At 66.6% G+C, this 22,563-nt stretch carries 15 protein-coding genes; 10 read left to right on the top strand and 5 right to left on the bottom strand.

Annotated features, from left to right (window positions below; genetic code table 11):
- The first annotated feature begins 2 nt into the window (after positions 1 to 2).
- The 4 genes from H7U32_RS00660 to H7U32_RS00675 all read left to right on the top strand — a co-directional run bounded on the left by H7U32_RS00660 (position 3) and on the right by H7U32_RS00675 (position 5,735).
- Positions 3 to 737, top strand: a complete 735-nt coding sequence (locus H7U32_RS00660) for a response regulator transcription factor (protein WP_204467122.1) — start codon at positions 3 to 5, stop codon at positions 735 to 737.
- Positions 738 to 847: 110 nt separating this feature from the next.
- Positions 848 to 2,659, top strand: coding sequence for a HAMP domain-containing sensor histidine kinase (locus H7U32_RS00665; RefSeq protein ID WP_239457397.1), 1,812 nt, complete (start codon positions 848 to 850; stop codon positions 2,657 to 2,659).
- 1,590 nt (positions 2,660 to 4,249) lie between these two features.
- A complete protein-coding gene (locus H7U32_RS00670) occupies positions 4,250 to 4,639 on the top strand; it encodes a cold-shock protein (RefSeq protein ID WP_204467126.1) in 390 nt (129 codons plus the stop codon).
- Between the two features lie 10 nt (positions 4,640 to 4,649).
- Complete coding sequence (locus tag H7U32_RS00675) at positions 4,650 to 5,735, top strand: DUF3027 domain-containing protein (protein ID WP_204467128.1); 1,086 nt, start codon at positions 4,650 to 4,652, stop codon at positions 5,733 to 5,735.
- Between the two features lie 89 nt (positions 5,736 to 5,824).
- Here H7U32_RS00675 and H7U32_RS00680 read toward each other — a convergent pair whose 3' ends face one another.
- On the bottom strand, positions 5,825 to 6,829 hold the full coding sequence (locus tag H7U32_RS00680; RefSeq protein ID WP_204467130.1) for a universal stress protein: 1,005 nt from the start codon (positions 6,827 to 6,829) through the stop codon (positions 5,825 to 5,827).
- A gap of 160 nt (positions 6,830 to 6,989) precedes the next feature.
- On the opposite strand from H7U32_RS00680, the gene H7U32_RS00685 reads away from it, so the two are divergent.
- Complete coding sequence (locus H7U32_RS00685) at positions 6,990 to 9,596, top strand: ATP-dependent Clp protease ATP-binding subunit (RefSeq protein WP_204467132.1); 2,607 nt, start codon at positions 6,990 to 6,992, stop codon at positions 9,594 to 9,596.
- A 104-nt stretch (positions 9,597 to 9,700) separates the two neighbouring features.
- Here the strand turns inward: H7U32_RS00685 and H7U32_RS00690 are convergent, their stop codons facing one another.
- Both H7U32_RS00690 and H7U32_RS00695 read right to left on the bottom strand, forming a co-directional pair.
- Positions 9,701 to 11,041, bottom strand: coding sequence for an amidohydrolase family protein (locus tag H7U32_RS00690; protein WP_204467134.1), 1,341 nt, complete (start codon positions 11,039 to 11,041; stop codon positions 9,701 to 9,703).
- A 63-nt stretch (positions 11,042 to 11,104) separates the two neighbouring features.
- Complete coding sequence (locus tag H7U32_RS00695) at positions 11,105 to 12,460, bottom strand: amidohydrolase family protein (protein ID WP_204467135.1); 1,356 nt, start codon at positions 12,458 to 12,460, stop codon at positions 11,105 to 11,107.
- Between the two features lie 158 nt (positions 12,461 to 12,618).
- Between H7U32_RS00695 and H7U32_RS00700 the strand changes: the two genes are divergently transcribed.
- The 3 genes from H7U32_RS00700 to codA all read left to right on the top strand — a co-directional run bounded on the left by H7U32_RS00700 (position 12,619) and on the right by codA (position 17,203).
- Entirely contained in the window at positions 12,619 to 14,220 is a 1,602-nt protein-coding gene (locus tag H7U32_RS00700; protein ID WP_204467137.1) for a PucR family transcriptional regulator, read from the top strand.
- Positions 14,221 to 14,450: 230 nt separating this feature from the next.
- The gene (locus H7U32_RS00705) at positions 14,451 to 15,941 is read left to right on the top strand and encodes a purine-cytosine permease family protein (RefSeq protein WP_204467139.1); all 1,491 of its coding nucleotides are present in this window, start codon (positions 14,451 to 14,453) and stop codon (positions 15,939 to 15,941) included.
- Positions 15,938 to 17,203, top strand: a complete 1,266-nt coding sequence (gene codA / locus H7U32_RS00710) for a cytosine deaminase (protein WP_204467141.1) — start codon at positions 15,938 to 15,940, stop codon at positions 17,201 to 17,203. Before H7U32_RS00705 ends, codA begins: the two co-directional genes overlap by 4 nt.
- 27 nt (positions 17,204 to 17,230) lie before the next feature.
- Here codA and H7U32_RS00715 read toward each other — a convergent pair whose 3' ends face one another.
- The gene (locus tag H7U32_RS00715) at positions 17,231 to 18,226 is read right to left on the bottom strand and encodes a PPK2 family polyphosphate kinase (protein ID WP_204467143.1); all 996 of its coding nucleotides are present in this window, start codon (positions 18,224 to 18,226) and stop codon (positions 17,231 to 17,233) included.
- 121 nt (positions 18,227 to 18,347) lie between these two features.
- Between H7U32_RS00715 and H7U32_RS00720 the strand changes: the two genes are divergently transcribed.
- On the top strand, positions 18,348 to 19,298 hold the full coding sequence (locus H7U32_RS00720; RefSeq protein ID WP_204467145.1) for an endonuclease domain-containing protein: 951 nt from the start codon (positions 18,348 to 18,350) through the stop codon (positions 19,296 to 19,298).
- Positions 19,299 to 19,572: 274 nt separating this feature from the next.
- Here H7U32_RS00720 and H7U32_RS00725 read toward each other — a convergent pair whose 3' ends face one another.
- The gene (locus H7U32_RS00725; RefSeq protein WP_204467147.1) at positions 19,573 to 21,033 is read right to left on the bottom strand and encodes a DUF349 domain-containing protein; all 1,461 of its coding nucleotides are present in this window, start codon (positions 21,031 to 21,033) and stop codon (positions 19,573 to 19,575) included.
- 94 nt (positions 21,034 to 21,127) lie between these two features.
- Here H7U32_RS00725 and hisS point away from each other — a divergent pair, with 94 nt between their 5' ends.
- Entirely contained in the window at positions 21,128 to 22,507 is a 1,380-nt protein-coding gene (gene hisS, locus H7U32_RS00730) for a histidine--tRNA ligase (RefSeq protein ID WP_204467149.1), read from the top strand.
- Positions 22,508 to 22,563 lie beyond the last annotated feature (56 nt).

Below are 22,563 nucleotides of genomic sequence, written 5' to 3' on the forward strand. Positions count from 1 at the left end.
CCATGAGCAAGCCCATCGAAGCATCCATCGTCGTTGTGGACGACGAACCGTCCATCCGTGATCTGCTGGTCGCGTCGCTGCATTTCTCCGGCTTCGAGGTGAACACCGCGGCCTCGGGCTCCGAGGCCATCGAGGTCATCGAGAAGGTCCGCCCCGACCTCATCGTGCTCGACGTCATGCTGCCGGACATCGACGGCTTCACCGTCACCCGCCGCATCCGCCAGGAGGGCATCGACGCGCCGGTGCTCTTCCTCACCGCCCGGGACGACACGCAGGACAAGGTCATGGGTCTGACCGTCGGCGGCGACGACTACGTGACCAAGCCCTTCAGCCTCGAGGAGGTGGTCGCCCGCATCCGCGCCATCCTGCGCCGCACCCGTGAGCATGTGGAGGACGACCCGATTATCCGCGTGGCCGACCTGGAGATCAACGAGGACTCGCATGACGTGACCCGCGCCGGCCAGACCGTCGAGCTGAGCCCCACCGAATACAAGCTGCTGCGCTACCTCATGGACAACCAGGGGCGAGTGCTCTCCAAGGCGCAGATCCTCGACCATGTCTGGCAGTACGACTGGGGCGGCGACGCGGCCATCGTCGAGTCCTACATCTCCTACCTGCGCAAGAAGGTCGACGGCGTCGAGGTCACCGACCCCGACACCGGCGAGAAGCACAAGGTCACCCCGCTGATCGAGACCAAGCGCGGCATCGGCTACATGATTCGCGAGCCCAAGCGCTGACGCCGATGACGATGCCGCAGAACCCCGCGCCGCAGCCGGGCGCCATGCCGCAGCCGGGGGCCGCACCCATGCCGCAGCCGGGGGCCGCGCCCAAGCCGGGGCTGCCGCCGATGCGCCGCTTCGCGCGGTTCTTCCTCGACCGGCTCGACCGCGTGTCCCTGGTCTCCAAGCTCGTGGCCTCCACGCTGATCGTGCTCATCATCGGCACCGCCGGCATCTCCTACTCCATCCGCCAGCTCGTCGGCAACTACCTGGTGGACAAGATCGACTCGCAGCTGACCAACCAGAACGCGCAGTTCATCTACACCGGCGCCGAGCTCATGAAAAGCAGCGACGTGCTGAGCAACATGCCCAACAACTACTTCATGCAGGTGCGCGACGCCCACAACGCCGATCCCGAGACCTGGCTCCTGCCCACCACGCTGCCCGACGGCCTGGTCTCCGTGCCGCGCCTGCCCGCCTCCGGGTCGACGAACGTGACCTTCGGCGAGCCGTTCACCACCTCCGCGATTGTGACCGTGGCCCCGCACCAGGGCATCGGCCGGGGCGACATCAAGGCCGCCTCCTCCCCATGGCGCGTCATCGCCCTCAAGGTGCAGGACGACAAGGGACGCATGCAGAACATCTGCTACATCGGCCTGTCGATGGGCGACACCTACGACACGATCAACACGCTCACCCGTTACTGCGTGACCGTCGGCATCGCCATCGTGCTCATCGGCGGCTCCCTCTCCGCGCTCATCTTCCAACGCACGCTTGTGCCGCTCAAACGCATCGAGAAAACCGCCGCCAAGATCGCCGCCGGCGACCTGAGCCAACGCATCCCCTCCGCCCCCGAGAACACCGAGGTCGGATCCCTGGCCGCCTCCCTGAACACGATGCTCGCCCGCATCGAATCGAGCTTCCGCGAGCAGGAGGAGACCACCGAGAAGATGAAGCGCTTCGTCTCCGACGCCAGCCACGAGCTGCGGACCCCGCTGGCCGCCATCCACGGCTATGCGGAGCTGTACACCATGCAGCGCGGCATGCCCGGCGCGCTGGAACGCGCCGACGAGTCCATCGCGCACATCGAACGCTCCAGCCAGCGCATGACCGTGCTCGTCGAGGATTTGCTCTCCCTCGCACGCTTGGACGAGGGCCGTGGCATCGACATGACGCAGCGGGTGCCGGTCACCACGCTGGTCGAGGACGCCGCCGACGACCTGCACGCCCTCGACCCCGAGCGCGAGATCACCCGCGGCGCCGTCGCGCTCGTCCGCCGGCCTGCTCCGGCCGGCGGCGCGGATTCGGCCGGCGGCTGCGACCTGGCCGTCACGCCCGGGCCGATGCCCGACCTCGCCCTGACCGGCGACGTCTCGCGTCTGCGCCAGGTGGTCACCAACATCGTCGGCAACATCCACCGCTACACGCCCGCCGACTCGCCCGCCCAGATGGGGGTCGGGGTGGTGACGGCCTCCATCGCCCCCGCGGCGCTCGCCGCGCTGCCCGCCACCGACGAGTCGATGCGCCGGTTCCTCGACGCCGCCGAGGTCGGCGGCTCGATGGGCGTCGGCACCGACTACGCGGTGCTGCGGTTCGTCGACCATGGCCCCGGCGTGCCCGCCGAATCCCGTCCCCGGCTGTTCGAACGTTTCTACACCGCCGACCCCTCGCGCGCCCGCGAGAAGGGCGGCACCGGCCTGGGGCTGGCCATCGCGCAGTCCGTGGCCAAGGCGCACAAGGGCTTCATCTGCGCCACCGCCACCGACGGCGGGGGACTGACCTTCACCATCGTGCTGCCCATCGGCCCGGCCGCCCCGGCGCCCTCGCCGACCGACGGCACGGCCGGCGAAGGCCAGGGCGGCAAGGGGCGGGCCAAGGCCAAGGGCCGCGAGGGCGCCAAGGACAAGGAGCGCAAAGGGTCGTGGTTCGGCGGCAAATGAGCCGGGCCACGCCGCGCCCTATGCCGCCGGGGCGACGTGCTTCGCGTTTTTTGAGCGTGAATTGTGTAGTGGTGCCTCATCGGGGGTGAGCGCGAGACCGGGTCGGTCTGTTTGGCTGGTCGTATGGAGGACGGGATCAGCGTGGCGGCGAGGCGGCAGGTCGCCCTCAGGTTCAGGGACGGGTATGTGAGGGTGTCGAAGAAGCGGAAGGGCGTCATCCTGGACAGGATGCGCGAGACGCCCGGGGTGGGCGGGGGCACGGCCAGGCGCCTGCTCGCCCAGGCCGGGCGGCATGGGAACGGCGCGGCGCCGGCGGCGCGGGAGCGGCCGCGCCGGCATTCCGGCCAGTCGCGCGAGCCGCCGGTGCGGGTGCGGGTGTTGACGGACATGCCGTGCGGCAGGTATCCCAAGGCGATGCCGCCGCGGTGGCTGCCCGTGCTGCGCGGGCACGGGCAGCCGGACGAGTGGGACGGACACGCGCCCGGGGGAGCTTATGGCGATGGACGCCTCGACGATCGACCGGCGCCTCAGGCCGGCGCGCGACGCCGCCCGCCCCAGGGGGTCGGCGGCCACGCGTCCGGCCGGCGAGCCGTCGCGCGACTCGATCACGATCAGGAAGGCCGGCGACGGGCCGGACGGCCTGCCCGGCAACGTGGAGGCCGACACCGTCGCCCGCTGCGGCCCCGGTCCCAAGGGCGGGTCCCGCCGCACCCCGGCCGTGGTCGACTTCGCCACCGGATGGGCCGGGAACGCGTCCGCCCGCGACAACGCGTACCGCGACCTCTCCCAGGCCGAGGCGATGATCGAGGAGAGGATCCCGTTCCCGATCCGCTCCCACGACAACGACAACGGCGGCGAGTCCGTCAACGCGGACTCCATCGGCCGCCTCCGGCGGCCCGACACCCAGCGGACCCGCGGCCGTCCCCACAGGAAGAACGGCCAGGCCACCGTCGGGTCCCGCGACAACCACGTCGTGCGCGAGCACGCGTTCCGACCGCCGGCGCGAACTCGCCGAACCCGACCTGTTGAACGAGCCGTGGCGGCCCGTGAGCGTCAAGGCCAACCCGTTCACCCCGTCCAAGAGACCCGTGGGACGCTCCGGCACCCGCGACGGACGCCCCAGGCGCGTCCACGACCGGCCCATGGCCCCATGGCGGCGGCCCGCAAGGTCCGACGAACAGGACCGGGCCGCCGGCGGACCCGGATACATCCCGGCCGAACGACGCGAGCGCATCGAACGCCTGACCGCCGAGACGAACCCGGCCGAGCCCGTCCGCCGCACCCACGCCATCCAGGACCAGCCCGAGGACATGGCCGCCCCACGCACCCGACGCCTCGAGCAGCGCGTCGGCCCCGACATCCCATACTCGAACAGGACACCCGCACGCATCGCGGGCGCCCGACCGGAAGACAACAACGAAACCCCAGCCGACACCGACCAGGATTTCACGCCCACCCCACGCAAGGCACCACTCCCGGTTCCGCACTCACTTTCAAATGAGGCACCTCGCGGCGTAGGAGCATCCCCGTCCATGCGCTAGACTGAGATGTTGTTCATTTCCGTTCGAGTCGCTAGAGAGGTTCCGCGAGATGCCCACCGGTCGAGTTCGTTGGTTCGACGCTGCCAAGGGATACGGCTTCATCACCAGTGAGGAAGGCGGGGACGTGTTCCTGCCCGCCCAGGCGCTGCCCGCCGGCGTCACGACGCTGCGCAAGGGCGCCAAGGTGGAGTACTCCGTGGTCGAGGGCCGCAAGGGCCCGCAGGCGATGGACCTGACGCTTGTCGCCTCCGCCCCGTCGCTGGTCAAGGCCACCCGCCCCAAGCCCGAGGACATGGCCGCCATCTGCGAGGACCTCATCAAGCTGCTCGATTCCGCCGGCAACACGCTGCGCCGCCGTCGCTATCCGTCCGCGGCGGAGAGCCACAAGCTCGCCACGCTGCTGCGCGCGGTCGCCGACAATTTCGACGTCGAGGACTGAGGCACCAGGCATGGCAGAGACGACCGAACCCGAGCCGACCGGAATTCAGGACCCGCTGGAGCTGGCCCGCGCCGTGGCGTTGGATGTGGCCGACGACTACTCGCATGTGGGCGGGTTCGTCTCCCGCACCGACCTGGCCGACGGCGTGAGCGACTTCCGCTTCGCCTGCGAGCTCAAGGGCTACGAGGGCTGGCAATGGTCGGTCACGCTCTACCATGACGCCGAGGCCGACCGCTGGACCGTCGACGAATCCTCCCTGGTGCCCACCGACAGCGCGCTGCGCCCGCCCGCATGGGTGCCGTGGAAGGACCGTCTGGAGCCCACCGACCTGTCGCCCACGGATTCCATCGGCACCGACCCCGACGACCCCCGCCTCGAGGAGGGCGGGGTCGCCGAGTCCTCCCTGCCCGACGTGGAGCAGGCCCGCGACGACTTCGACCTCTCGCGCCGCCATGTGCTCTCGCAGCTGGGACGCGCCCAGACCGCGAAGCGCTGGTACGAGGGGCCGCGCGGACCCAAGTCGCTGAGCACCAAAACCGCCGCCGGCAACCCCTGCTCCACCTGCGGCTTCTTCGTGCCGCTGATGGGCGAGCTGGGCACGATGTTCGGCGTGTGCGCGAACAAGTGGAGTCCGGACGACGGTCGCGTCGTCTCGCTGGACCACGGCTGCGGCGAGCATTCCGAGATCGAGCCGCCCGAGCCCAGCCATCTGTGGGTGCAGTCCAAGCCCGCCTTCGATGACCTGCACATCGACATCATCGCCCAGACGCCGCGCGACGAGCGCAGTCAGGTGGAGCTGCTCGAGGAGATCGTCTCCGACGCCCGCCACGGCGCCGACGAGGACGAGGCCACCGAGGAGGACATCGAGGCGCACACCGCCGCCGAGGAGGCCAGCGAGGAGGACATCGAGGCGCAGACCGTGCCCGAGTCCGACGAACCCGAGGTCGTCGCCACCATCGCCATCGACGGTGCCGACGCTGCCGACGCCGACTCCGACGAGAGCGACGAATCCGACGGAACCACCCCCGACGGGCCCGACGGAACCGACGAGTCCGATGGGTCCGACGAGTCCTCCGCCGGCGAACAGGACGCCTAGCGCAGGCGAACACAGGACGCTCTATGCAACGGGCGCCTCCCCGGGATGGGGAGGCGCCCGTTGTCGTCAGGGCCGGGTGGCGCCGGCCGTCAGTGGACGACGGTGACGGTGCATTCGGCGAAGTTCACGATCTGCTTGGACACGGAACCCAGGAAATGCGCGTCCAGGCCGGACAGACCGCGCGAGCCGACGATGAGGTGGCTGGCGTAGCGGGAGGCAGCGATCAGGCCCTTCGACGCGGGGATGTGGAAGGCGTGCGTCTCCACGCGCACCCCGGCGGGCACCTCGGCCGTGGCGACCATATTCGCCAGAATCTTCTCCGCATAGCGCTGGCAGGCCTCGGTCGGCGGCACCGCGTTCTCGTAGCCCGGCACCTGGCCCAGGTCGCGCTGCTGCCAGCAGAACAGCACATGCAGCGGCGCGCCATGGATCCGCGCCTGATCGAGCGCGAAGGCGAGCGCGTGGCGGGAGGTCTCCGAACCGTCCACGCCCACGACCATCGGGCGGCGGTCGGCGGGGGCGGGGGAGCGGTCGGGCTGCGCGTAATGCACGGTCACATCGGAGGGTGTCAGGGCGTTGGCGATCGCATCCTGGGTGGACTCGTCCTCGCCGTCGATGATGCGCACCACCGTCACCGGCACCGTCGCCTCCTCGGCGATCGAGGCGGACAGGGAGCCCATGAACCAGCGCAGCACGCGGCCCAGGGAACGGCGTCCGACGACGATCTGCTGCGCGTCGTTGCCGATCTGCAGCAGGGCGGAGGTGCCGGAGGCCTTGACGCTGGTGAGCTTCAGGCGCGTGGGGTCGAAGTCGATGTCCTCGCTGGCCCGGTCCACCCAGGTGCGCAGCTCGGCGGCGATCTCATGGCGCACCTGGGCCCAGGCCTCGTCGTTGTCCGGCTCCGAACCCATGTCCCACGAATGGGTCCAGCCGAACACGGCGTTCACATACTGGCCGGTCAGCGACGCCTCGCGCAACGCCCAGCGCAGGGCGGCGAAGGATTCGTCGGAGCCGTCCACGCCGACGACGATGTCGGCTTTGCCGGCGGGCGCGGCGGGGGCGACGGCAGGATCGGGGGTGCTGTTCTCGCTCATGGTTCCTCCTCGGAGCAGACGTGATGTTCCCAGCATATCGGGTGGATTCCCGTTCCACGCGCAAGCCGTTGCGTCCAGAGCGCAAAACGGCCTCGGTGGCGCCCCTCGTCACCGCGAATCGGTAGAGTGGTGCCAGACTGTCAATTGAGGAAGGACAAGCATGTTCGAACGGTTCACCGACCGTGCACGGCGCGTGATCGTGTTGGCGCAGGAGGAGGCACGCTCCCTGCAGCACAACTACATCGGCACCGAACACCTGCTGCTGGGCCTGATCCGCGAGGGCGAGGGCGTCGCCGCGAAGGCGCTGGCGTCCAAGGGCGTGGAGCTGGACGCCACGCGCAAGCAGGTCGAGGAGATGATCGGCAAGGGCAACGCGGCGCCCAACGGCCACATCCCCTTCACCCCGCATGCCCGCCAGGTGCTCGAACTGAGCCTGAGGGAGGCGCTGCAGCTGGGACACAGCTACATCGGCACCGAACACATCCTGCTGGGCCTGATCCGCGAGGGCGAGGGCGTGGGCACGCAGGTGCTCATCAAGATGGACGTGGACCTGGGCGAGCTGCGCAGCACCACGATCGACATGATCCGCGGCAACTCCGGCACCGCGGACGGCAAGGGCGAGCTGGCGAACGCCGGCGGCGTGGCGGACAAGTCCGCCAAGTCCGGCTCCGCCATCCTCGACCAGTTCGGCCGCAACCTGACGGCCGAGGCGGCCGAAGGCAAGCTCGACCCGGTCATCGGACGCACCTCCGAGATCGAGCGCGTGATGGTCGTGCTGTCGCGGCGCACCAAGAACAACCCGGTGCTCATCGGCGAGCCCGGCGTCGGCAAAACCGCCGTCGTCGAGGGCCTGGCGCAGAAGATCCAGGCCGGCGACGTGCCCGAGACCCTCAAGGGCAAGCAGGTGTACTCGCTCGACCTGGGTTCCATGGTGGCCGGCTCGCGCTACCGCGGCGACTTCGAGGAACGCCTCAAGAAGGTGCTCAAGGAGATCAAGACCCGCGGCGATATCGTGCTGTTCATCGACGAGATCCACACCATCGTGGGCGCCGGTTCCGCCGACGGCGCGCTCGGCGCCTCCGACATGCTCAAGCCGATGCTGGCGCGCGGCGAACTGCAGACCATCGGCGCCACCACCACCGACGAGTACCGCAAGTACATCGAGAAGGATGCCGCGCTGGAACGCCGCTTCCAGCCCATCCAGGTGCACGAGCCGACGATCGCGGAGACCATCGAGATCCTCAAGGGTCTGCGCTCGCGCTACGAGAACCACCACCACGTCACCATCACGGACGAGGCGCTGCAGGCCGCGGCCGAGCTCTCCGCCCGCTACATCCAGGACCGCCGTCTGCCGGACAAGGCCATCGACCTGATCGACGAGGCCGGCGCGCGTCTGCGCATCAAGCGCCTCACTGCGCCGCCGGAGCTCAAGGAGATGGACGCCAAGGTGGCCAAGCTCACGGCCGAGAAGGAGCAGGCCGTCAAGGACCAGGACTTCGAGAAGGCCGCCTCCCTGCGCGACGACCTCGAGAAGCTCGAGTCCGAGCGCAAGCAGAAGGAACAGGCCTGGCGCGAAGGCGAGTCCGACGTCAAGATGGTCGTGGACGAGGACGTGATCGCCGAGGTCGTCTCCTCCACCACCGGCATCCCGGTCGTCAAGCTCACCCAGGCCGAGTCCAAGAAGCTGCTCAACATGGAGAAGGAGCTGCACAAGCGCATCATCGGCCAGGACGAGGCCGTCTCCGCGCTGGCGCGCTCGATCCGCCGCACACGCGTGGGCCTCAAGGATCCGAAGCGCCCGGCGGGCTCGTTCATCTTCGCCGGCCCCACCGGCGTGGGCAAAACCGAGCTGGCCAAGACGCTCGCCGAGTTCCTGTTCGACGACGAGGACGCGCTCATCCGCGTGGACATGTCCGAGTTCTCCGAGAAGTACGCCGCCTCGCGCCTCTTCGGCGCGCCCCCGGGGTACGTCGGCTACGAGGAGGGCGGCGAGCTCACCGAGAAGGTGCGCCGCAAGCCGTTCTCCGTGGTGCTGTTCGACGAGATCGAAAAGGCCCACCCGGACATCTTCAACACGCTGCTGCAGGTGCTCGACGACGGCCACCTCACCGACGGCCAGGGCCGCAAGGTGGACTTCAAGAACACCATCATCATCCTGACCACGAACCTGGGCACCCGGGACATCGCCAAGGCCGCGAACACCGGCTTCAACCTGGGGTCGAACACCGAGTCCAGCTACCAGCGCATGAAGGACCAGGTCAGCTCGGAGCTCAAGCAGCAGTTCCGCCCGGAGTTCCTCAACCGTCTGGATGACATCATCGTGTTCCGTCAGCTCACGGAGCCCGAGGTGCGCCAGATCGTGGACCTGGACGTCAAGCAGCTCAACGACCGCCTGTTCGACCGCCACATGTCCCTGGAACTCACCGACGCCGCCAAGGACCTGCTCGCGCAGAAGGGCTTCGACCCGCTGCTCGGCGCCCGTCCGTTGCGCCGCGTGATCCAGCGCGACATCGAGGATGCGATCTCCGAGCAGATCCTCATGGGCGAGCTCACCGACGGCGAGCGCATCCTCGTGGACGCGGAGGGCGAGGGCATCCTCGGCGAGTTCACATTCAAGGGCGAGAAGTTCGCGGACGCGGGCGCCCCGGACGATGGCCAGGATAGCCAGGACGGCTCCGGCGACGGACCGTCCGACGGCGGAGCTCCGGACGACGGCCCGGCTCCGGAACCGGTCGCGGCGGGCGCCGCGGAGATTCCCGCCGAGTGACGGTGTCACGAGCGTTCTGACATAGTCGGATGCCTCCCGGTCTTGATGGCCGGGAGGCATCCGTCGTTATGGGGCGCGTGGCGGTGTGGAGGCCGTGGCGTCAGTCAGCGCAGCAGATCGCAGTCGGTGCGCACCGTCTCCGTGCGCGTGAACAGCGTGCGCCCCGCGCGCACCGAACGCAACACGTCGGCGCGCTCATAGACGGCGTCGAGCACGCTGTCCGCGTCCAGCACGATGAAATTCGCCGGCCTGCCCTCCTTCAGTCCGTAGTCGTCGAGGATGCCGAGCGTGCGGGCGCCGTTGGTGGTGAGGAAGCGCAGCGCGTCGTCGATTTGAGGGAAGCTCATCATCTGCGCCAGATGGAGCATGTAGTCGAGGATGATCATCATATTCGCGTTGCCCAGCGGATACCACGGGTCCTGCATGGAGTCCTGGCCGAGCGACACGTTGACGCCGGCCTCGGTGAGCTCCTTGACGCGCGTGATGCCGCGACGTTTCGGGAAGGTGTCCTGCCGGCCCTGCAAGTACAGGTTCTCGGTGGGCGCGCAGGCGAAGTTCATATGCGAGGCCTTGAGCAGCTTGGTCAGGTGGAAGAAGTAGGCGTTGTCGGCCGAGCCGAGCGAGCAGGTGTGGCTGGCGGTCGTCATCTCGCCGATGCCCTCGCGGTAGGCCAGGGCCGCGAGCAATTCCACGAAGCGCGACTGCGGGTCGTCGGTCTCGTCGCAGTGCACGTCGATGCGCTTGCCATACTTGGACGCCAGCTCGACCACGGTATGCATGGAACGTTCGCCGAACTCGCGGCATTGCTCGTAGTGGGGGATGCCGCCCACGCAGTCGGCCCCCATCCTCAGGCCCTCCTCCACCAGATCGGCGCCGGATTCGCCGTGCGGCCCCTCGTATGAGTACATGCCCTCCTGCGGGAACGAGACGATCTGGATGGTGACGGTGTCCCTGAGCTCCTCCTTCAGCTCGAGCAGCGCCTTGAGGGAGGTGAGCGACGGGTCGGTCACGTCGGCGTGCGTGCGGATGTGCTGCACGCCGTGGCGCAGCTCCTTGGCGATGCCGCGCCTGGCCCGAGCCTTCACCTCCTCGACGGTAAGGTCCGACTTGGTCTCGCTCCACCGCTGAATGCCTTCGAACAGGGTGCCGGACTCATTCACCGCCCCCGGCTTGCGCGCGGTGAACACATAGTCGAGGTGCACATGCGTGTCGCAGAACGGCGGGCAGACGAGCCTGCCGCCGAGGTCCACGGTCTGCACACCGCGCATGTCGCGGCCCTGCGCGGCAAGCCGGGCCGCAAGATCCGGGCCGATGGCGGCGAAGCGGCCGTCTTCGACCAGCAGATCCTTGAGAGGGGCCGTGTCCGCCGCGGTGGAACCGGGCTCGCCGGTGGCGAGATGCGCGTTGGTGAACAGTGTGGCGGTGGGTGCGTGGGTTGTCGGCATGATGGTTGTTCTCCTTAGTTGGTGATATTTTGCGTTTCTTGATAGCTAAAACAAGGTCATCCGTCAATCTCGGATAGGCGCGAGTACGTGGGTTGCGGCGGCATTGCGTCGTTTCATCCAGTCAACGCCTTGACGCTGTGCGTCATCGATGATTTCCTGTTCGTCTGCGGTAACAAGGTGTCCATGGCGGACAACGAGCTGCCCATCGACGATTACCGTGTCAACGAAGGATCCCTGCATGGCGAATACCAATGCCCAGATGAGAGTGGTTGAATCGTTGTCATTCCAACACACTGGCCGTAGGCTGGGGTGATTAAGACTGATAAGAATGACATCGGCGAGCTTACCTTGCTCGAGCGAACCAACAGAACCATCTATGCCTAGGGAACGGGCTCCATTGATAGTTGCCATGCGAAGCATATGTGTCGCATCAAAGGCTTTGGCATCGGCGTAGTGCACTTTCTGCATAAGCGAAGCGACCTTCATCTCCTGGAACAAATCCATCGAGTTATTATCAATCGGACCGTCGGAGCCTAGCGAGACATTGATGCCAACTTCTTCCATATCTTTGACCGGAGCTGTGCCGCATCCCAGTTTCGCTGCGGACACCGGGCAATGACAGATGCTGGCTCCTGCCGCGGCAATGAGCTCCATGTCATGTCGGCTGATAGGTACGCAATGGCCAAGCGATAGAAAGTCTCCAAGTAAGCGGCGATTGTTGAGCAGTTCGATGATAGACATGCCAAAGCGTTTGCGCGCAGTTGTCTCTTCCTCCGCATGCTCAGGTCCGTGGGTATGGATGCGTACGCCATACTGTTCATGCATGTCGAGTGCGCGGCGGTACATTGTTTCGCCGGCATAGAATACATCTTCAATACCAGCTTCTACCTGGATTCTGCCGTTGAAAGCGCCATGCCAGTCCTTGATGAGTTGCTCATTTGCTTCACTGCTTTCGAAGAAATCATAGGGTGGCATATCAGCTGCATACGGGGCTAGAAATGCTCGGATGCCAAGTTCTCCAGCTACTTGTGCAGCTTGATCCATGAAGCGATACATGTCTTGAACAGTGGTCGTCCCGTTGAGCAGACACTCCATGTACCCTAGTCGATACGCTTGGCGGGCATCCTGCGGCGTACATGTTCGGTGTTCGAGATCATAGACGGGCAGCCAATCGACGAGATTGAGGTTCTCTGCTACGCCGCGGATAAGTGAGGAATGGTTATGCGTATCAATGAGACCAGGCATCGCCACAAACTTGCCGGCACAGTCTATGAGCGTCGCGCCGGCAGGAATACAGGGGACACAGTCGGATGGGCCGACATACGCAAGTGAGCGACCTTCGATGAGAATCGTGCCGTCCTTGATGACGGCGTTGCAATCGTCGACGGTGACGATAATGGCGTTGGTGATGGCCAGCATTCCAGTCCCTTTCTTTGATTGACGTCGGAACCTTCGAATTGGTTACTTCAGACTGTGTTGATATTGCGTTTTTATATGTGTTGTTACTATCGTCGCTAACGATTGCCGTGCGGTAACGCCAAGATGAGCATCGACAACAGTGGAATGGACAGATTGTCATGGCAATGACAGTGCGCGAGGCAATGGAAGGGCCCATCTTCCAAACAAGTAGCCCGGAGGTGGTTGCAGGACGATCTGGACTGGATCGATCCGTGCGGTGGGCATACACTCATGAACGCTACGACGTGACCCGGTTTCTGGAAGGCGGAGAGCTGCTCATCATCGAAGGCAGCACGCTGATTGATTGCAGTCAACCGGAAGAACTGCGACGGTATGTGGAATCCCTGCATCAGGCTGGCGCCGCGGGATTGGCCGTGGAACTGGTCGATTATTTTCGCTGCATCCCTCAATCTATGCGTGATGTCGCCGACGCGTGCGGCTTGCCCATCATCGGCCTGCGGCAACGAGTGCCGTTCGTGGAGCTGTGCAGAGAAATCAACACGCGCATTGTTCATGAACAGATGGCTAGAGATCAGGCCACCAATGATCAGGTTGCCGCATTACGGAGGCGCTTATCCCGAGCTGGCACGCTCGCGGATGCGGCGTCCGTAGTCGCGAAGATACTGGATGCGAGGGTTATTGTAATTGCGCCCGACGGGAGGGTCGTAACACACTGCGACTCCGAGATGGATGCCGGCGCAGACTCTGGAAATTGTGACGAGGTACCATTCAGGCCGATGCATCGCAGACACGGTGTCACGCTGTCGGTTGCATGCGGCGGAAGCGGCCACGCGAGCGTCATTGTCATTCCGCGGCGGGGTGTGCCGGACGACGGGGTGCTGAGCGCGGTGGAAGAGGGGATGAGCCGCCTCGTAGGCCTTGCCATGGCTCCGAGTGTCCGCGACAATTTTGCGCGTCGTTTGCTGCACAGCATGCCGGCTCATGGAGATGGGACACGCGGCGACGCCTCGTCCATCGAGACGACTGACCTACTGCGTGCGTTGGGCGTGCTCGGAGAGTTCCGGGCGGTCCCCTTCAGCCTGGCCCCCGTTGACTGGGATGATGGCGGCGACTCCTTCATCTTCGCATTGGCGGCGGTACAGGCATTGGCGAATCCGAAGCCTGGGGATACTGTGAATCGCGAATCTGGCGGTGGGTTGACGGTGCTATCGGCGATGAACGGTGACCAATTGTTGGGATGTCTGATCGACGATGATGCCAATACGTTTGCCACGTTCCCGACATGGGCTCGACAGGTCCTAGAGGACCTGTACGGTGCCCATTTTGCTGTTGTGCGTGGCATACCAGCCGTGGATGTCGCCGGGCTTGTGTCACAGATTGAAGCCGTACGACTGACGGCGTGCCGGGGCGCGACGCATACAGGGATCATGTCAGTAGGGGACCAAGTCTATGACCGGATGCTGATTGACCCTAGTCGTGATGTTGCTGATGCCGTGCGCTATTTCATCGAGATAACGGCCGCTGCTCTGAGGAATGCCGATGACGTCCTCATCGACACGTTGTGCACGCTGCATTCCTGTGCCGGGAACAAGACTGCGGCCTGCAAGCTGCTGGGAATCCAGCGTCAGACACTATATAACCGACTGTCCAGGGTGGAATGGGTCACTGGCATCGGTCCGGAGGATCCGGCTTCATGGAGCGCGATGCTGGTTGGAGCACGTTTGATTCGCGCGACTCGCGATGCCGCGCGCAGCCGGTGATAAACATCGGCAACTGACTTCTACCTTTGACAAATCGTCCAATTGATGCCGTGTGTCGGTAATCAGCCTGTCATAGCCGCGCAAATCGGCGGGTGCATAGTGGGCGGCGAACCCGGGATGGGTCTATGGCCTGTTCTAGGCCCCGCACAAGCGTCCGGCTGATATACGTGGCATGAGCGGGGCAACGAAGGGAGTTATCGGTAAACCAAGGACGAAAGGTGGGCTGCATCATGGCATCAGCTGCAATCGAGGGCATGGCGGGACCGGCCGCCGCACGGAGCGCAACAGGCGCCCGGGAGAACGTCGAAGACGAGCTGCGCGTCGTTCCCGAACACGCCAAGACGACCAGCCTGTGGGGTCAGTTCTGGGTATGGTTCGGCGCGAACGTAGCGCCCATCAACTGGCTGCTCGGCGCGCTCGGCGTACAGATGGGGCTCGGGCTGTGGGAGACCTTCGCGGTCATCGTCGTCGGCAATCTCATCGGCATGTCCGTTTTTGGCGTCATGGTGCTGCTCGGCCAGCGCACCGGCCTGACCGGCATGCTGCTTGGCCGCCGCGTGTTCGGTCGTTTCGGTAACTACCTGCCTTCGCTCATCCAGTCGTTCGTCGTCATCGGCTGGTGCGCGGTGAACACCTGGGTGGTGCTCGACCTCGTCACCGCGCTGCTCATGAAGCTCAGCCTCGTCGACTCCATCGCCGGTCATTTTTGGCTCAAGGCCGGCATTGGTGGCGTGATCATGGTCATCCAGGTCGTCGTCTCCTTGTTCGGCTACCGGTGCATCTCCACCTTTGAGAAGTGGACGGTGCCGCCCACCGTGGCCATCCTTGTCGTCATGACCATCGCCGCTTGGGGCTTCATGGGCGTCGACTGGAACGCTGCGGGCACGCTGCCTGGCGGCACCACGGACCACATCGCTGCCATCTCCTCGGTGATGACCGCCATCGGCATCGGCTGGGGCTTCACTTGGCTCACCTACGCCTGCGACTACTCGCGCTTCGTGTCTCGGTCGGTGCCGCGGCGCAGGCTGTTCGGCGCCAGCGCGCTCGGCCAGTTCATCCCCGTGTGTTGGCTCGGCCTGTTGGGCGCGACGCTCGCCACCAAGTCCGGCAGCATCGACCCGGGCCAGCTCATCGTCGACAACTTCGGCGCGCTGGCCATCCCCGTGCTGCTGCTCGTCATCCACGGCCCGATCGCCACGAACATTCTCAACATCTACAGCTGCACCCAGTCCGTGCTCTGCCTGGACGTCAAGGTGAACCGCCGCGTGCTCAACGTGGGCGTGGGCGTGCTCGCCTGGCTCGGCGTGCTGCTGTTCCTCGGTATCTCGAACATCGGCGACACGCTCGACGGCTGGCTGTCCGCCGTGGCCGGGTGGACGGCCGTGTGGGGCGGTGTGATGATGGTCCACTTCCTGGTCGTCGAACGCCGGCGCGACGACTTCGCCTTGGTGCTCAATCCGAAGGGCCGCGAAGGTGTGCCGCTGGTGCGCTGGCAGGCGCTCGTCGCCTTCCTCGCCGGCCTGGCCATGTGTTGGGCGATGAGCTACGGTAGCGTGTTCCATGGCCCGATCGCCGCCGCGATGGGCGGTGTGGATCTCAGCTGGCTGGGCGGCATGGCCACCTCCGCGCTGTTGTACCTCGTCCTCGCTACCGCCACCGGCATCGGCCGGCATGATGATAGGGCCACCTCCTCCGCCCTCTCCGGGGAGGCGCGCCGATGACCGGCACGGCGCTGGCTCCGGATGGCATGATGCTCATCCGCAACGTCCATGTCGCGAACGCGCTCGAAGCGACGGATGTGCGCATCGGCGGCGGGCGCTTTGTCGAGTTCGGGCCGCATCTGGCGGCCAAGCCGGGCGAAGTGGTCGTCGACGGGCACTGCGGGCTGCTGCTGCCGCCATTCGTTGACCCGCACGTCCATCTCGACGCGGCGTTCACCGCCGGGGAGCCGGAATGGAACGAAAGCGGCACACTGTTCGACGGCATCCGCATATGGGCCGAACGCAAGCGGACCCTCACCTACGACGACGTGCACGACCGGGCTTGGCGCACGGTGATGCGTATGGTGTCGCACGGCATCCAACACATCCGGACCCATGTCGACGTCACCGACCCCAGTCTCACGGCCCTGCACGCGCTCCTAGCTCTGCGCGAGGAGGTGTGCGATTACGTCGATCTGCAGGTCGTCGCCTTCCCTCAGGAGGGCATCCTCTCCTTCCCCCACGGCAAGGAACTCATGGAGGAGGCGGTGCGCGAGGGCGCCGACGCGGTCGGCGGCATCCCGCACTATGAGTTCAACCAAGAGTACGGCGCGGCGTCTGTACGTTTCCTCATGGACTTGGCCGAACGCACTGGCCGGCTCGTCGACGTGCACTGCGACGAGATCGACGACCCCGCCTCCCGCAACCTCGAGGTGCTCGCCACCGAGGCGTACGAGCGCGGCATGGGGCCGATGGTCACGGCCAGTCACACCACAGCGATGGGCTCGTACAACGACGCCTACGCGTACAAGCTGTTCCGTCTGCTCGGTATGGCCGGCATGAACTTTGTGAGCAACCCGCTGGTGAACATGCACCTGGGAGGCCGCTTCGATACCTACCCGAAGCGCCGTGGCCTGACCCGGGTCAAGGAACTCGACGAGGCCGGCATCACGGTGTCTTTCGGCGAGGATGACATCCGCGATCCTTGGAGTCCGCTTGGAGACGGCAACATGCTCGACGTTGTGCACATGGGTCTGTACGCCGCGCAGCTCATGGGGCGCTCGCAAATCATGGACTCGTACCGCTTCGTAACTACGAATGCGGCGCGCACGCTGCATCTGGGCGACGGGTACGGCGTGAAGGTGGGCAACGACGCGAATTGCATCGTGCTTGATGCGCCCGACTTCTACGAGGCGGTGAACACTAGGGCCGAGGTGTTGTTCAACATCCGACGCGGACGTGTCGTCGCTCGCACGTCGCCACGCGACACTCAGGTGCTCTGAGTCCCGGAGCGGCAGGCGTGGCGGGCGTCAGCCGTCGGCGAGCAACTGCCGCCGCGCCTCGTCGGCGTCCACGCTGGCCGGCAGCGGCGGCCAAGTCAGGTCCATGGCCTTGAGCGCGCCGCGCAGCAGCTCGGAGACGACGGCGCGCGAATACCATCGGTTGTCGGCGGGGACCACATGCCACGGCGCCACGGAGGTGCTGGTGCGCGCGAAGGTCTCCTGCCAGGCGTCCATATAGTCATCCCAACGTTCGCGAGCCTCGAGGTCGGAGGGGTCGAACTTCCAGAACCGGGTCGGATCCTCGAGCCGGCGCAGGAAGTGGCGCCGCTGCTCCTCGCGGCTCACCGCCAGGAAGATCTTGATGATCGCGCAGCCGTCGGCCACCAACCCATGTTCGAAATCGTTGATCTCGTCGAAGCGCGCCTGCCGCTCGCGTTCGTCCACGCCGCCCCAGACGCGTGGCATCACCACGTCCTCGTAGTGGGAGCGGTCGAACACCGCGATCCAGCCGCGCTTCGGCAGCTCGCGGCGCACACGCCACAGGAAGCCGTGCGCCCGCTCCTCCTCGGTGGGCCGGCCGAAGCCGTGGTAATGGATGCCCATCGGGTCGCCCTGGCGGAACACGTGCCGCACGATGCCACCCTTGCCGGAGGCATCCATGCCCTGCAGCACGATGAGCAGCCGGCGCCGGCCGCCGGCCACCGCGTTCGCATACAGCAGGCGCTGGTAGCGGGAGATCTCCGAGGAACTCAGGTCGATGAAGCGCTCGGCCTCCTCGCGGCCGGCGTGGAAACCGGGCGTGGCCGCGCCATCCGTGGCCGCCAGGGACGCGCCATGGAAACGCAGCAGCTGCGCCGGCGGCAATATCCACACCGCGCTGAGTAGCTCGGAGGCCTTCGCCGCGCGGGCCATGCGCTCGGGCACATCCGAAGCCCCGTCGATGGCCTCCAGCGCGCATTCGGCGCGGTCGAGCGCCTTGCCGACCTCCTTGGCGTCATATCCGCCACATGCATCCTTGCCCATGCACCCAGTGTAGCGTCGCACGGCGGGGCCGCGGTGGCGCGAATCGCGCGACGACGGGGGGATCCGACCACAATGCCCCGTCCGGATGGACAAGCCGCCGGGCGTTGCTTTCAATGGAACCATGGACGCGATGAATGACCTGCCCGTGATCGGAGGGGAAGTGCGCGACTATATGCGCACTGAGCTGATGCGCCGGGGCGCCGACTGCCATGATCGGTGCCTGCGGTATATGGAGAGCCTGTGCAAGGCGAGGACGGTGTGCTTCGCCTTGGACACGGCCTTGGCGTTGCTCGAGGTGGAGCAGCCACGGTGCGCCGCCCTGCCAGGCGGCATGTTGCGCGTGGTCGTGCGGACGCCTGCGCAACGTTCCCTCTCCAAGGTGGCCGAATACCGCTGCTGGCAGCACCCCTATGAGTGTTGGCGGCTCAACAGCGGCGTGGTCTGCATGGCTCCGGTCGATGTGTGGATCCATTACGCGCAGTATCTCGATGTGGTCGAGCTGGTGGTGCTCGCCGAGGCCATTGCGCGTCGTTGGTCGATCACCGGGGAGCGGTTCGCACAACGGCTGGAGTCGCTGCGCAAGGTCACCGGGCGCAGGCGCTGCCTGGCGGCGCTGGGGTTGATGGCCTCGTCGGACTCCGTGCAGGAGACCAGGACACGGTTGGTTCTGCGCCGGAACGGATTGCCGGAATGCCGTACCGGGTATGTGGTGGAGGATTGCGAGCGTGGCATGCGGTACGTCGTGGACATGGCGTATCCGGAGCGGAAGGTGGCCATCGAATACGACGGCGACCATCACCGCCGGTTCCGCAGCCAGTATGTGCGCGACCAACGCAAACGCGACAGGTTGCGCCAACTGGGTTGGACGGTGATCGTGGTGTTCGCCGACGACCTGTCCGACATGCGCTCGCAGCGACGTTTCGTGGCCCAGGTGGCCGAGGCCCTGGGTATCCCGGTGCCCGGCTGCCCTGCGCGTGAATGCCGTTGCCTCGCCGACCCAAGACTCGCCGTCAACGCCCGGAGGCATGAGCGCGAGCGTCTGGCCTCACGGCGCCGGTCCATGGCACGGTAGTGATGCCCCACGATGCGGTGGAACTCCCACGATGCGGTACTCGCCCACGGTGCGGTGCCGCATATCGTTGGAATTCCGCGCCACCGCATCGTGGGACTACCGCACGGTGGGGAAACTACCGCATCGTGGGGAAACCACCGCACGGTGGGACGCTGCACGGTGGGCGATGGTCGCCGGAATACGACGGTGCCCCTGGCCCGTCGATTCCCGGGATGGGGGAGGGACGGGCCAGGGGCACCGATGGCCATGTGTCAGTGGACGCGGGCCGGGCGGCTCACTTCACGGCGTTGAGCCACTGCTCCTTGGTGGCCTTTTCGGCCTCGAGCTTGGACTTCTTCGCCGGGTCGGACTCGGCGGCGATCTTCTCGTCGAGTTCCTTGAGCTGCGCGATGAGCTGCTCCTCGAAGCTGGACTTGCGGGCGTCGGCCTCCGGGTCGGACTGCTTCCAGGCGGCGTCCTCCACGGCCTTGATCTGCTTGTCCACCGCATCCAGACGGGACTCGATGCGGTGCATCGCCTCACGCGGCACGTAGCCGATCTGGTCCCACTCCTCCTGGATGGCGGCGAGGGCCTGGCGCGCCTGCTTGGCGGCCTTCTCGTCCGCGACCGGCACCAGCGCCTCGGCCTTGGCCAGCAGCGCCTCCTTGGCGGCCAGGTTCTCCTTCTCGGAGGAGGAGATCTGGTCGCGGTCGGCCTGGCGGGCGTTGAAGAAGGTGTCGGCGGCCTCGCGGAAGCGCGCCCACAGTGCGTCGTCCTCGTTGCGGCCGGCGCGGCCCGCCTTCTTCCAACGGTCCATGAGCTCGTTGAACTTGCGGGAGGTCTCGCCCCAGGCGGTGGAGTCCTTGATCTCGTTCGCCTCGGCGATGATCGCCTCCTTGGCCTCCTTGGCGTGGTTGCGCTCGGCGTCGCGCGCCTGCGCCCACTTGCGGCGGGCCTGGTTGAACGTGGTGCGGGCGGCGGAGAAGCGCTTCCACAGCGCATCCGCGTCGGCCTTGTCGATGCGCACGGTGGTGCGCTGGTGGTTCTGCCACTCGTCAAACAGCGAACGGAACTTGTCCGCGGTGGAACGCCAGTTCGTGCCGTCGCCCAGGCCGGCGGCCAGCGCCTCGGCCTTCTCGACGATCTTCGTGCGCTCGGCCACGGCCTTGGCCACAGCGGCCTTGCGGGCCTCGGCCAGCTCGGCCTTCTTCTTCTCGCCGGCGGCCTTGAGCGCCTCGAACTGGGCCTTGAGCGCCGCGATGTCGCCGACGACGGCCGGCTCGGCGGTCTCCTCGCCCAGGGTCTTGAGCGCGTCGTCGATCTCGCGGGCCTTGACGTTCGCCGCGTCGAGGCGGTTCTCCAGCAGGTCCAGCTTCTCCTTGAGGTCGAGGTAGCGGCGCGCGTACAGGGCCAGCGCCTCCTCCTTGGAGGCGTCCGGGAACTGGCCGACCTCGCGCTCGGCCTCGCCCTCGCGCACATACACGGTGCCGTTGTCGTCCACGCGGCCGAACGCCTCGGCGGCCTTCACGGCCTCCTCGGAGTAGGAGCCGGCGGCCGGGGCGGGCACGTGGGCGGCCGCCGCGGGACGCTTGGCGAACGCGGCGGGGGAGGGGGCGTGGAGCTTGGGCATCGCGGCCGGGGACGGCGCCGCCGGCTTGGCCGCGGCGGGCGTCGTCGCCTCAGCGGCGGCCGGCGACGGTGCCGGTGCGGTGTTCTGGGCGGTGTTCTCGATGGTGGTGTCGGTCTCGTCGGCCATGGCCAGCTCCTTAGGCTTCGTGGAATGGAGGGGTGCGTTCCGCATCGGGAGAAGGCCCGGTGTTTTCCGCAACCTCACTTATTATATTGATTCCGTGGCTAAAGGTGCATCAATATCAGGTTTTCCCGAGTGGCTCCCCTCGGAACGTGTGGTGGAGCAGCGTGTTATCGACACGCTTCGCAAGGTCTTTGAGCTCAACGGCTTCATCGGCATCGAGACGCGCGCCGTCGAAACCGGCGCCTCCCTGCTCAAGAAGGGCGAGACCAGCAAGGAGATCTATCTGCTGAGCCGCCTGCAGGAGGTCGGCCAGGAGAACGACACCCCCGTCGAGGAGCGGCTGGGCCTGCACTTCGACCTGACGGTGCCGCTGAGCCGGTACGTCGTGGAGAACTCCGGCCGGCTCGTCTTCCCGTTCAAGCGGTGGCAGATCCAGAAGGTGTGGCGCGGCGAGCGCCCGCAGGAGGGCCGCTTTCGCGAGTTCGTGCAGGCCGACGTGGACGTGATCGGCGAGGGCACGCTGCCCGACCACTACGAGGTGGAGCTGCCGCTGGTCATGGTCGCCGCGCTGGAGGAGCTGCGGCCGTACGGCTGCCCGAAGGCCACCGTGCACGCCAACAACCGCAAGCTCTCCGAAGGCTTCTACCGCGGCCTGGGCCTGACGGACATCGAGGGCGTGCTGCGTGAGATCGACAAGCTCGACAAGATCGGCGCCGACGAGGTGGCCAAGCTGCTGGTGCTCACCTGCGGCGCCACCGAGGCGCAGGCCGCCGCCTGCCTCGAGCTCGCGGACCTCACCGCCGCCGACGGCGCGCAGCTGCGCGAAAAGTTCGACGCCTTGTGCGCGGCGCACGGCATCGCCACCGACGGCGAGGCGTACGCGCTCGCCATCCAGGGCCTGGACACGCTCGCGATGATCATCGACAAGGCCGCGGCCATCCGCCCCGGCTCGGTGATCGCCGATCTGAAGATCGCCCGCGGACTCGACTATTACACCGGTTCCGTGTACGAGACCTTCCTCGACGGCGCCGCCTCGCTCGGCTCGATCTGTTCCGGCGGCCGCTACGACAACCTCGCCTCCTCCGGCAGCCGCAAGTACCCCGGCGTGGGCCTGTCCATCGGTCTGTCCCGCTTGGTCTCCCACATGCTGCACGTGGCCGGCGCCCACGCCAGCCGCGTCTCCCCGGCCGCCGTGATGGTGGCCGTGTGGAACGAGGACGAGCGTGACGCCTCCGACGCCATCGCCGCCAAGCTGCGCGCCCGCGGCATCGCGGTCGACGTGGCCCCCACCGCCGCCAAGCTCGGCAAGCAGATCAAATACGCCGACAAGCTCGGCATCCCCTACGTGTGGTTCCCCGGCCAGGACGGGGCCGGCGACGAGGTCAAGGACATCGTCTCCGGCGAGCAGTCTCCGGCCGACGCCACGTCGTGGGAGCCGGATAGCATGTCCGCTCGGCAGACCGTCGTCCTGGACTGACGGAAACGGCGATTTTCCAACGCACATCCACTCCCGCCGGACATGGGCGCGGGAAG

This window comes from Bifidobacterium pullorum subsp. saeculare (genome assembly GCF_016899725.1).
Taxonomy (GTDB): domain Bacteria; phylum Actinomycetota; class Actinomycetes; order Actinomycetales; family Bifidobacteriaceae; genus Bifidobacterium; species Bifidobacterium pullorum_C.

Coding starts and splice junctions, on each gene's coding strand:
- H7U32_RS00660 (WP_204467122.1), top strand. CDS start 3: ATGAGCAAGCCCATCGAAGCATCCATCGTCGTTGTGGACGACGAACCG.
- H7U32_RS00690 (WP_204467134.1), bottom strand. CDS start 11,041: ATGCCGACAACCCACGCACCCACCGCCACACTGTTCACCAACGCGCAT.
- H7U32_RS00675 (WP_204467128.1), top strand. CDS start 4,650: ATGGCAGAGACGACCGAACCCGAGCCGACCGGAATTCAGGACCCGCTG.
- H7U32_RS00725 (WP_204467147.1), bottom strand. CDS start 21,033: ATGGCCGACGAGACCGACACCACCATCGAGAACACCGCCCAGAACACC.
- H7U32_RS00685 (WP_204467132.1), top strand. CDS start 6,990: ATGTTCGAACGGTTCACCGACCGTGCACGGCGCGTGATCGTGTTGGCG.
- H7U32_RS00700 (WP_204467137.1), top strand. CDS start 12,619: ATGGCAATGACAGTGCGCGAGGCAATGGAAGGGCCCATCTTCCAAACA.
- H7U32_RS00680 (WP_204467130.1), bottom strand. CDS start 6,829: ATGAGCGAGAACAGCACCCCCGATCCTGCCGTCGCCCCCGCCGCGCCC.
- H7U32_RS00670 (WP_204467126.1), top strand. CDS start 4,250: ATGCCCACCGGTCGAGTTCGTTGGTTCGACGCTGCCAAGGGATACGGC.
- H7U32_RS00720 (WP_204467145.1), top strand. CDS start 18,348: ATGGACGCGATGAATGACCTGCCCGTGATCGGAGGGGAAGTGCGCGAC.
- codA (WP_204467141.1), top strand. CDS start 15,938: ATGACCGGCACGGCGCTGGCTCCGGATGGCATGATGCTCATCCGCAAC.
- H7U32_RS00705 (WP_204467139.1), top strand. CDS start 14,451: ATGGCATCAGCTGCAATCGAGGGCATGGCGGGACCGGCCGCCGCACGG.
- H7U32_RS00715 (WP_204467143.1), bottom strand. CDS start 18,226: ATGGGCAAGGATGCATGTGGCGGATATGACGCCAAGGAGGTCGGCAAG.
- H7U32_RS00665 (WP_239457397.1), top strand. CDS start 848: ATGCGCCGCTTCGCGCGGTTCTTCCTCGACCGGCTCGACCGCGTGTCC.
- H7U32_RS00695 (WP_204467135.1), bottom strand. CDS start 12,460: ATGCTGGCCATCACCAACGCCATTATCGTCACCGTCGACGATTGCAAC.